Raw genomic sequence first — 10,837 nt, 5'->3', positions numbered from 1 at the left:
CCAGAGATGATTGAATCACCAAGTGATGTTGCAAGTGACCAGTAATCTCCAGGGTACTGTCCCTGAGGGATTGTGTACTGAAGCTGATCAGCAAGAGCTGAAAGAGCCTCGTCAGCCTTAACTGCATCTGACTGCTGAGCCTTGAGGTTTGAAGGACCCCAACCTACTGCATCGTATCTAGCCTGCTGAACTTCCTCACCTGAGAGGTAAGCTGCAAGTGCGTCACAAACTGCAAGCTTCATGTCATCTTCCTGAGGCTTAACACCAAGAAGCTTGAATCCACCAAAGCCGCTCATCTGATATGTCTTGCCATCAGCGCCTTCGAATGTAGGAAGCTTAGCACATGCGTAGTTGTCACCAAACATATCCTTAGCTGCCTGTGCATCCCAAGTACCATCAACGATTGCTGCACAGTTAGTTGCGTTAGAAACTGCTGAACCATTCTGGAATGACTTGGAAGAAGCAAGCTCAAGCATCTCCTTAAGAGCTACAACACCCTTATCTGAAGCGTATGTTGAGTTGCACTTTGTGAAGTTACCCTGATCATCAGTGTCGTATGTAAGCTCAGCACCTGTTCCGAAGAAGAATGCTGTCTGATACCATCCTGAGTTAAGCTCGAAGTAGAAGTTCTTGCCTGCTGCTTCGCAATCAGCGATGATTCCTTCAAGAGTAGAAGGATCTGTTATAACGCTCTTATCATAGTAAAGGAAATATCCGTTATCTGATGTAAGAGGATAAGCATATAATGTTCCACCAACTGTTGCAGCTGCAACTGCACCAGCGTCGTTCTCTGCCTTAACAACCTCTGCGTTAGAGTCCTCAACTACCTCAAGAGCTCCAGCAGTAACAAGTCTTGCGATCTGATCCTGAGCAAATGCATAAATGTCAGCACCAGCCTCAACGTCTGTGATCATATTTCCTGCAGCATCGCCTTCACCAACAGCCTCAACTGTGAATGTGTATCCGCTCATCTCAGGATGTGCCTCCTGGAACTTAGCGATCTGCTCATTAGTGAAATCAACTACATTATCAGCAACCCAGACCTTAACTTCGCCTGTGCCGTAATCTGTGATCTCCTCCGCTGTCTCTGCTGTCTCTGCTGTCTCTGTAGCTGTCTCAGCAACTTCTGTAGCTGTTTCTGCTACCTCTGTAGCTGTCTCTTCTACTGTGTCTGCTGCACCATTGCCACAACCTGCAAGGAGTGTAGCACCCATAGCAGCTGTTAAAATAACAGATACCAATTTCTTTTTCATAATTTATTTCCCTCCATTTGTTAAATGTGACTGCGCAAATTTGCGCAATCGGTTGCTCACACAAAAAGTTTATCCTTTGTGCACTTTTTTGTCAATTAAACATTTTTAATGATTAATTGAGCCAATTTTCATACATGTTGCACATTGACTTTTTCTGCGGTAACGTTTCCGGAAACGTTGTCGGTAACGTTTTGCGCAATCGGTAAATCACGCTATTTTGCGGTAATACGCGCCGTTTTGTGCTATCTTTCCACTGTAAGTTAACTCCATTAACACAGTAAGTAACCTTGGGACCGAGATTTCTTTTCCCTTCTTGTAAAGTTCCTCCAGGATAAAAGAGCTTGAAACAGGGATAATATCTACAATTTCCAGGATCTCCTCCTCTATTGAGATAACCGGCTGATCATTCATTTCATCATCCGGATCTCCACCACAGACTGTCAGTTCTCTCTCATCTTCCAGGGCAGTCTCGATCTTTTCTTGTGCCTCATACCCTCCTCTCACAGTCCATATCCTGTCAATAACATCTGCTGCAGAGATCGCAACTCCTGCTCCCTGGCTTATGAGATAGTTACAGCCATCGCTAAGTCTGTCGGAAGCTCTTCCCGGAACTGCAAACACTTCCCTGCCCTGCTCAAGAGCTGTATCTACAGTGATGGTGGTTCCTGATTTTCTCCTTGCTTCCACCACCACAAGGGCATCAGCCAGAGCACTGATGATCCTGTTTCTCATGGGAAAGAACCTGGCAACAGGCTCCATTCCTGGTGGAAACTCCGATATGAGACCACCATTTAACGAAAGTGCATCATATATTTCTTTATTCTCCGGAGGGTAGCAAATATCAACTCCGCACCCAAGGACTCCAAAGGAAGCTCCCCCTGCAGCAACAGCAGCACCTTGCGCTATGCCATCTACGCCTCTTGCCATTCCACTTATGACCTGGATCCCAGCAATGGCAAGATCTCTTCCAAACTGCCTTGCCATGAATCTTCCGTAGTCTGAGCACATCCTCGCCCCAATTACGGCAACTGAAGGAATGTTTGGGTCTGGGAGCTTTCCCTTTACATAGATTGCAAAGGGTGCATTGGGGATATTCTTTAGCTTTTCCGGAAAGTCTTCATCTATCCTTGATACAAACCTGATTCCTTTACTTAAAAGTTTGTTCTTTTCATTTTCAAAGTCCCAGCTGTGCCTTGATCTTTCTATATTTTCTACCTGTTTATGAGAAAGCACCTTGGACAGTTCTTTTGAGCTTAGCTGATACACATCTTTGCAGCTAAGCCCACTGCAAAGGAGCTTGTCCATACTGGCATTTCCAATGCTCTCCACATTAAAAAGCCACATTGCATAATCTTTTTCTGTTAATTCCAAATCTTAATCCTCCATCTGACTGTAATATTCTCCGTCTGTGATCCTGTATCCCACGGCTTCCATGAGATGGATCTGTCTGATCTCATCTGATCCGTCTATATCCGCAATTGTTCTGGCAACTCTGAGTATCTTGTGATATGCCCTTGCAGAAAGCTCCATGGTGTTAAAGGCATTTTCGAGGTATGCTTCTTCCCTCGGGCCAAGGCGGCAGAACTTTTCTATATCCTTTGGGGACATGTCTGAGTTAAACCTAAGGTCCGTGCCTTTAAACCTCTCGTTTTGAATATCCCTTGCCTTTAGAACCCGCTCTCTTATAGTTTTACTTGATTCATTGGCGCTCTTATTCTTAACAGTAAGATCTGCGATATCAACCCTTGGGGCTTCTACGCAGATGTCTACTCTGTCAAGGATAGGGCCTGAAATATGGCCAAGATATCTTCTTATCTCTGAAGGCGAGCACTTGCACTTATTCCTGTCAGGATAATATCCGCAGGGGCAGGGATTTAGCGCTCCCACCAGCTGAAAGTTTGCTGGATAGGTATAAGTTCCCTTATTTCTTACTATGTGCACGATCTTATCCTCTAAGGGCTGGCGCAGCATATCAAGCTTGGCCCTTGAAAACTCCGGCATCTCATCCAGAAAAAGAACGCCTCTGTGGGCCAGTGATATGATGCCAGGCCTTGGAACTACGCCGCCTCCAACAAGAGCGGTCTCAGTCACCAGGTGGTGAGTACTCATAAACGGCCTTTTTGTGATAAGAGCTTCGTTCTCACCAAGCATTCCTGCAACCGAATATATTGTTGACACTTCAAGACTCTCATCTAAAGAAAGTGGCGGAAGGATTGTAGGAAGCCTTTTGGCCACCATGCTTTTTCCTGCTCCCGGAGGCCCTATTATCATAAGGTGATGGAAGCCTGCTGCCGCAATCTCAGCAGCTCTTTTCACCCCTGACTGACCATTGATATCTGCAAAGTCAAGATCATAGGCGCCTCCTTCATCCTCCTCAAAAAGCTTTCCCACATCGATAGTTGTGGGAGGTATCAGCTTATCTCTCTCGCCTTCATCAGCCTGAAGATACAAGGCTGTCTCCTGCAGGGAATCTACACCGATCACCTTTATTCCCGAGATAACAGCTCCTTCTCTTGCGTTGCTCCTTGGAAGGATGACCTTCTTATAACCCATTTCCCTTGCCTTACTAACAATCGGAAGGATTCCCTTGACCGGCTTTATCTCTCCATCAAGGCCCAGTTCTCCTAAAACAACTGTATCCTCCAAGGCTCTTTCTTCTATCTGTCCCATGGCAGCCATGATCCCGACAGCCACAGGCACATCAATAACTACGCCGCTTTTCCTTATTCCTGCCGGTGACAGATTAATGGTGATCTTTGCTGCAGGCACCTTTGTCCCTGCATTTTTTAGCGCCACTCTTACTCTGTCTCCGGCTTCTCTTACTTCTCCTGACATAAATCCAACCATATTAAAGCTGGGCAGCCCGTCAGAGACATCCACTTCTACCTGCATAAGGTATGAAGAGATGCCATTAGCTGCTCCTGAAGTAACTGAACTAAACATTTCATTTCCTCGTATTCAAATTATTGGTGAAATCACTGTCTGAAGACCTCAAACAGTGTTTAAAAGATATAAAAACAAAATCGACCTGCTAATTATATAACAGGTCGATCAAAAAAATCTTTAAGATTTTCTTAAGATTGAAAAATTTTTCATCTGAGCATTTTGTTCTGCATGGTGTCAGGGTCCTGAGCAAACTGAAGCGCAACCTCTCTTGTAACCTTCTGAGCCTTGTAGAGCTCAAGGATTGCGTCGTCCATAGTGATCATACCCTGCTTTCTGTAGGTCTGCATGTAGGTGATCAGCTGGTGGGACTTACCTTCACGGATAAGGTTACGAACAGCACTGTTGATATGAAGAACTTCGAATGCTGCAATTCGCTGTCCATCTCCTGTTGGAAGGAGTTGCTGACAAATGATGGCTTCCAAAACACCTGCAAGCTGGATCCTTATCTGTTGCTGCTGGTGTGACGGGAATACATCGATGAGTCTGTCCACAGTGTTGGATGCACCAATTGTATGAACTGTAGAAAGAACCAGGTGTCCTGTCTCAGCAGCGGTTATAGCTGTGCTTATGGTCTCAAGGTCACGCATCTCTCCCACAAGGATAACATCAGGATCCTCACGAAGAGCTGCACGAAGAGCACTTGCATAGTTGTTGGAGTCCGTTCCGATCTCACGCTGGTTAACGATGGACATCCTGTGCTGATATGTGAACTCAATAGGGTCCTCCAGTGTGATAACATGGGCTTCCCTGTTGTTGTTTATCTGATCGATTATAGATGCAAGGGTTGTGGACTTACCACTTCCGGTAGGACCTGTAACCAGCACCAGACCTCTCTTTTTCTTGTAAAGGTCAATTACTGTGTCAGGAATACCAAGGACCTCTGCACTTGGAATGGTGGTGGCAACAACCCTAAATGCCAGGGCATAGGAACCCCTCTGTTTGAAGACATTAAGTCTGTATCTTCCTACATGGGGAATAGAGAAGGACATATCGTACTGTCCGTTTTCATCGAGCTTTTCCCTCTGTTTTTCAGACATGATTTCTTCAACGATGGCAAGAGTATTTGGTGGCAGCATCTTGCCATATTTCTCCATGGGGATGAGCTTCCCATTAAGTCTCATCTTGGGTGGGAGTCCTACTGTTACGTGAACGTCAGATGCTCCTGCTTCCTTTGCTTCTTTTAAAACATCTTCAATAAGTGACATACTCATGCTCCTTTATCAGACGTAATCAGGTTCTTCTACCTTAATACCAAGCGCTTTCATCTTGTCAGTATCCATAACGTATCTGTTGTCCATGGTCTTCATGATGTCTACAATTTCAAGGTCGCCGTAAGCCCTTCTATTGGACAGATCAATTATTGAATTATCTCTAAAACTAAGAACAGTAGGTCTTAAGAAATCATCATCGTTGGTCCTTATGACAAGGGCCTTCTCACCGGAGTTAAGCTCTACGCTTACCCCAGGTATCAGGATGTTCAGCGAATCGATAAGGCCCTTTACAACTCTTGGGTCAAATACATCGCTTCTCTTCATCATGTTCCTGATGACAACAACCTCAGATGTTGGTGAATCCTCAAGGCGTACCGCTGTCTCCTTATCAAATATACCTGCCACAACCAAAACCTTGGCTGCCAGCAGTGTCTTCTGACCCTGAACAGGATTCCCATTATAGTAGTCCAAAAGGATTTTTCTTGCCTGGTTGCAGGCTCTCTTGATATTGGGCTGGAAAGAAAATGCTTCATCGATTATAGGATATCCCTGAACCTCATGGCCATCGATGAGGGCCCTCTCATCCTCAGTGGTGTTCTGCTTGGACTGAAGAGCAGGTGGCAAAGTGAGCTTACCTATGTCGTGGATGACTGCTGCCATTACAGCTTCGTTCTGCTCAGAAAGAGGAACGTTCATGGTATGGGTGATCATGGCTGCAAGAATTGCCACATTAAGTGAATGCTTGTAGATATAATCATCTTCACTTCTAAGTGCCTGCTGGAAGGTTATCTTTTTCCTAAGATTGCCGTAGCTCTTGATGATCTGAGCACAGATATTAGGAAACTTCTCCTGCTTGCCCTTATTTCTTATCCTCTCAAGCTCCTCCATGATCTCGTTGTACATAACGGTCTGGAATCTCTCAAAGTCTATGTCGTCCTGAGTCATAGGAGGAACAGGCTCTGCGGGCTCAAGTATAAAAAGACCAATGAGTCCGAAACTCTTGATGTTTTCAATGCTCTGGGTGTCCTTAAGGACCGTGGCGCGGTCATACAAAAGAACCCCCTTCTTACTATATATAGGTTTAGCCAGTCGCATTCCTGGCCTTAGCTCATCACATTTTATAAACAGCATATTCCGCACCCCAACGCATAAAATACTATATCTCTAGTATGAGGCCGCCAAGTGAAAAAATCAATCAGATATCGCATGTTCCCACAAAATATAGTTTCAAGTAAGCTCATCTAGTGTGCTGCCATATGAAGACAAAAATTCATTAACAAAGTCAAGGACTTCAGGAAGTTCCTGATACAGGCTCCTTATGGCCTTTCCAGTGCTCTCTTTTGCAGTCCTGAACTCCGAGTTACCTGCATTCATCTCTCCGATACATTTAATGAGGGCCGATAGTTTGTCTGCAGCCTTGACCAGCTTTCTCATGTATCTCTCATCCTCGGAATCTGCAGGAACAAATATCTCTTCAAAGGATGGCCTAAGGTCATCTGGCAGCTTTTCAAGGAGCTTGGAATCAGCTATAGCTTCGACTTCCTTGTATGCATGCTTGAGTTCTTTATTAAAGTACTTAACAGGTGTTGGCATATCTCCTGTGATGATCTCAGATGCATCGTGGTAAAGGCCGATAAGCGCCGCCTTGTTGGCGTCAAGGTGCTTGCCATAGCGCACATTGCCTATGGTGCAAAGAGCATGGGCAATAATAGCCACTTCCATTGAGTGCTCGCACAGATTCTCCTGTCTTGTATTCCTCATAAGAGCCCAGCGCTCGATATATTTCATTCTGGAAATAAGCGCAAAAAAATTGTAGTTCATGGTATCCCCCCTTGTATTTGTCTGTTAACCGTATAGGCGCGACTATGTTTATTCTATCATATTTATATTGATACTCTTGCTAATGTTATCTTTCACAGCAAAAAATCAGCCATTATCGTGTTGCTGACATCAAGACCAGCGTCAGTGAAGCGAAGATGGGCTCCTTCCTGAGAGCCTATCTGATGCTCATCATAATCCGTAACAAGTTCAAGATGGCCTGACTTTATGTATTTATCTATCACCTCTCCATAGACTTCAAATATGTCCTTTGAAAAGAGCTGTCTAAACTCCTCTACATCTACTCCCCGCACAAGCCTTAGCCCCAAAAACATAAACTCTTCCATCTGGCTTTTAAGGCTTAATTCTTCAAAGTTTTCCTTGACTGCCATATTGTCTTTAGTTCCATTATTCAAATAAAACTCAACATATCTACGAAACTCTCTGGTGTTACTCCACCTTACATTGTCAACCATGGAGGCTGCCCCAAGGCCAAGGCCCAGGTAATTACCCCGCTGCCAGTAAACCTTATTGTGAGCGCATTCTTTTCCAGGCTGAGCATAATTGGATATCTCATATCTGTGATAGCCGTGCTCCTTAAGGTAGCGCTTTGTCTCGTGGTACATGGCCCTGTCAGTATCCTCGTCTGGAAGCTTTAAGTCCATGTCATAAAAAGGTGTACCATCCTCAATAATAAGGCTGTAGGCAGAAATATGCTCAGGGGCTAATTCCACCACTTTCCTCAGGGTCTCCATGTAAGAAGAAAGGCTCTGATCAGGAAGCGCGCTCATAACATCAATGTTTATGTTTCCAAATCCCGCCCTCCTGGCATTTTCAAAGGTTTCAACAAATGTCCTGCTGTCGTGGAGCCGCCCAAGTTTTTTTAGCTCGTCATCATTAAGGGATTGAGCTCCGATACTGAGCCTGTTAAAGCCAGCTTCTTTAAAAGAAACAAGCTTATCATATATGGCTGATGCTGGATTTACCTCTATGCTGATCTCGCACTGCGGGCTAATCTCAAATTCTGCCTTTATGGCCCTTAAGGTATCACATATCTTTTTTCCTTCCGGAAAAGAGGGAGTTCCGCCCCCGAAGAAAATGGTCTTTACTACTCTGTCCTTATACTCTGCAGCTGCTGCCTTTATCTCTTTTCCCAGAGCCTCAAAGTAGCTGTCTATCTGCTGTTTACCCGCACCAAAAGAAAGGAAGTCGCAATATAAGCACTTCCTTTCGCAAAATGGTATATGAACATAAATTGAAATATCTCTGCTCATAACGTATTTTAAAATTCCATAAAACAAAAATATCAGTCTGTGTTGTCAAGCTTAAGAACGCTAAGGAATGCTGACTGTGGAACCTCAACATTTCCGATCTGTCGCATTTTCTTTTTACCTTCTTTTTGCTTTTCAAGAAGCTTCTTTTTACGGGTTATATCGCCGCCGTAGCACTTGGCAAGGACGTCCTTGCGGTAGGCCTTAACTGTTTCTCTGGCGATGACCTTGCCTCCAACACAAGCCTGGATCGGGATCTCAAACAGATGCCTCGGGATCTCCTCTTTTAGCTTCTCGCACATCTTGCGGCCTCTCTCATAAGCCCCGTCCTTGTGAACGATGAAGGAAAGAGCATCAACCTCTTCTCTGTTGATGAGGATATCAAGCTTAACAAGGTCTGATTTTTCGTAGCCCTTAAGCTCATAGTCAAAGGATGCATACCCCCTTGATCTGGACTTGAGTGCATCAAAGAAATCATAGATGATCTCGTTCAGAGGAAGCTCATATTTAAGAATAGCCCTTGTCTGCTCGATGTAGTCAGTACTTAAGTACTTGCCTCTTCTCTCCTGGCACAGCTGCATGATGGCTCCCACGTAGTCTGTGGTAACCATGATCTCGCCGTTTACTATAGGCTCTTCCATGTAATCTATCTCTGATGGATCAGGAAGGTTTGTAGGGTTTGTAAGGTCAAAGACCTCTCCATCCGTCTTGTGTACCTTGTAGACAACAGAAGGTGCTGTGGTCACAAGGTTAAGGTCATACTCTCTTTCAAGTCTCTCCTGGACAACCTCAAGGTGAAGGAGTCCAAGGAAGCCTGCTCTGAATCCAAAGCCAAGAGCCTGTGAGGTCTCCGGCTCGTAGAATAAAGATGCGTCATTGAGCTGGAGCTTTTCAAGGGCGTCTCTAAGATCTGAATAATGGGCAGAATCTGCAGGGTAAAGTCCGCAGTAAACCATTGGCATAACTTTTTTATAACCAGGAAGTGGCTCAGCACAAGGCTTGTCAGCATCAGTTACTGTATCACCCACTCTTGTATCCTGGATGTTCTTGATGGAAGCGGTAAAGTATCCAACATCTCCTGCGGAGAGCTCATCGCTTGGGATAAAGCTTCCGGGAGCAAAATATCCAACCTCAACCACCTCTGCGTCAGCACCTGTGGCCATGAACTTAATCTTCATGCCCTTTCTGATGACGCCATCTCTGACCCTTACAAATACGATAACTCCTCTGTAGGAGTCGTAGATACTGTCAAAGATAAGAGCCTTAAGGGGCGAAGCTATGTCACCTGTAGGAGCGGGAATCTTGTGAACAACTGCCTCAAGGACATCCTCTATGCCAATTCCGTTCTTGGCTGAAATAAGGGGTGCATCCTGAGCTTCTATTCCAATGACATCCTCGATCTCATCCTTGGCTTCCTGAGGCATTGCGCTTGGAAGATCGATCTTGTTGATGACCGGGAAAACGTCAAGGTCATGATCAAGGGCCATATATACGTTAGCCAGTGTCTGGGCCTCAACACCCTGTGTGGCATCCACCACAAGGATAGCTCCGTCGCAGGCTGCAAGGCTTCTTGATACCTCATATCCAAAGTCTACATGTCCAGGGGTGTCTATCATATTGAAGGTGTATTCCTGTCCGTCCTTTGCCTTATATATCATGCGCACTGCCTGAGACTTGATGGTAATACCACGCTCTCTTTCAATATCCATATTATCAAGGACCTGGTTCTGCATCTCTCTAAGGGTGAGAACTCCAGTCTTTTCAATCATTCTGTCTGCAAGAGTTGATTTGCCGTGATCGATATGGGCAACTATGCAGAAATTTCTAATTCTACTCTGATCCACTTTGTATTCCTCGTAATTTTGCTTATTCGTACTTCCGTGTATTATATCAAAATCTATTGACAGTTTCTAGATTTTAATCTAAAATATCTAGCGTATGTGGCATTAACTGTCCGTGTCCGGCTTAATGCGCACACGAACATTATTATAAACACTTATTTTATTGAATTTTATCGGAGGTAATTATGGCTAATATTAAATCCGCCAAGAAGAGAATTTTAGTTAACGAGAAGAAGGCAGCTCAGAATCAGATGATCAAGTCTGCAGTTAAGACAGAGATCAAGAAGGTTAGAGCAGCTGTTGAGGCTGGCAACAAGGAAGAGGCTGCTAAGGCACTCCTTTCTGCTACATCTGCTATCGACAAGGCTGAGTCAAAGGGTGTATTCAAGAAGAACACTGCTTCAAGAAAGATCTCTCGTCTTGCACTTGCTGTAAACAAGATGGCTTAAGTTTCATTTCGGTTTAAATATTTAGATAATAATAAAGACTGTGGATTC

At 44.7% G+C, this 10,837-nt stretch carries 9 protein-coding genes; 1 reads left to right on the top strand and 8 read right to left on the bottom strand.

Going from position 1 to position 10,837, the window contains the following annotated elements:
• The 8 genes from J6I68_RS01730 to lepA all read right to left on the bottom strand — a co-directional run.
• Positions 1–1,253, bottom strand: a 1,253-nt coding sequence (locus J6I68_RS01730; RefSeq protein WP_292216741.1) for an extracellular solute-binding protein, incomplete at its 3' end; no start/stop codon positions are given.
• A 207-nt stretch (positions 1,254–1,460) separates the two neighbouring features.
• Positions 1,461–2,624, bottom strand: coding sequence for a DNA-processing protein DprA (gene dprA, locus J6I68_RS01725; protein WP_292216739.1), 1,164 nt, complete (start codon positions 2,622–2,624; stop codon positions 1,461–1,463).
• Between the two features lie 3 nt (positions 2,625–2,627).
• On the bottom strand, positions 2,628–4,196 hold the full coding sequence (locus J6I68_RS01720) for a YifB family Mg chelatase-like AAA ATPase (RefSeq protein WP_292216735.1): 1,569 nt from the start codon (positions 4,194–4,196) through the stop codon (positions 2,628–2,630).
• Between the two features lie 149 nt (positions 4,197–4,345).
• On the bottom strand, positions 4,346–5,404 hold the full coding sequence (locus tag J6I68_RS01715) for a type IV pilus twitching motility protein PilT (protein WP_292216733.1): 1,059 nt from the start codon (positions 5,402–5,404) through the stop codon (positions 4,346–4,348).
• A 15-nt stretch (positions 5,405–5,419) separates the two neighbouring features.
• Positions 5,420–6,541, bottom strand: a complete 1,122-nt coding sequence (locus J6I68_RS01710) for an HD-GYP domain-containing protein (protein ID WP_292216731.1) — start codon at positions 6,539–6,541, stop codon at positions 5,420–5,422.
• A 96-nt stretch (positions 6,542–6,637) separates the two neighbouring features.
• A complete protein-coding gene (yfbR, locus tag J6I68_RS01705; RefSeq protein ID WP_292203120.1) occupies positions 6,638–7,231 on the bottom strand; it encodes a 5'-deoxynucleotidase in 594 nt (197 codons plus the stop codon).
• 92 nt (positions 7,232–7,323) lie between these two features.
• The gene (gene hemW, locus J6I68_RS01700) at positions 7,324–8,502 is read right to left on the bottom strand and encodes a radical SAM family heme chaperone HemW (RefSeq protein WP_292216729.1); all 1,179 of its coding nucleotides are present in this window, start codon (positions 8,500–8,502) and stop codon (positions 7,324–7,326) included.
• A 32-nt stretch (positions 8,503–8,534) separates the two neighbouring features.
• Positions 8,535–10,343 carry a translation elongation factor 4 gene (gene lepA, locus J6I68_RS01695; protein WP_292216727.1) on the bottom strand — a complete coding sequence of 603 codons (1,809 nt, stop codon included), beginning with the start codon at positions 10,341–10,343 and terminating at the stop codon, positions 8,535–8,537.
• Positions 10,344–10,525: 182 nt separating this feature from the next.
• Between lepA and rpsT the strand changes: the two genes are divergently transcribed.
• On the top strand, positions 10,526–10,789 hold the full coding sequence (rpsT, locus tag J6I68_RS01690; RefSeq protein WP_292216723.1) for a 30S ribosomal protein S20: 264 nt from the start codon (positions 10,526–10,528) through the stop codon (positions 10,787–10,789).
• Positions 10,790–10,837 lie beyond the last annotated feature (48 nt).

It is taken from the genome of Butyrivibrio sp., assembly GCF_017940685.1.
In the GTDB taxonomy this organism is placed as follows: domain Bacteria; phylum Bacillota; class Clostridia; order Lachnospirales; family Lachnospiraceae; genus Butyrivibrio.
This window is presented reverse-complemented; position numbering and strand designations above follow the sequence as displayed.

What these genes read in the sequence shown, in the direction of transcription:
- J6I68_RS01720 (WP_292216735.1), bottom strand. Translation starts at nt 4,196, where the DNA reads ATGTTTAGTTCAGTTACTTCAGGAGCAGCTAATGGCATCTCTTCATAC.
- J6I68_RS01715 (WP_292216733.1), bottom strand. Translation starts at nt 5,404, where the DNA reads ATGTCACTTATTGAAGATGTTTTAAAAGAAGCAAAGGAAGCAGGAGCA.
- J6I68_RS01710 (WP_292216731.1), bottom strand. Translation starts at nt 6,541, where the DNA reads ATGCTGTTTATAAAATGTGATGAGCTAAGGCCAGGAATGCGACTGGCT.
- yfbR (WP_292203120.1), bottom strand. Translation starts at nt 7,231, where the DNA reads ATGAACTACAATTTTTTTGCGCTTATTTCCAGAATGAAATATATCGAG.
- hemW (WP_292216729.1), bottom strand. Translation starts at nt 8,502, where the DNA reads ATGAGCAGAGATATTTCAATTTATGTTCATATACCATTTTGCGAAAGG.
- rpsT (WP_292216723.1), top strand. Translation starts at nt 10,526, where the DNA reads ATGGCTAATATTAAATCCGCCAAGAAGAGAATTTTAGTTAACGAGAAG.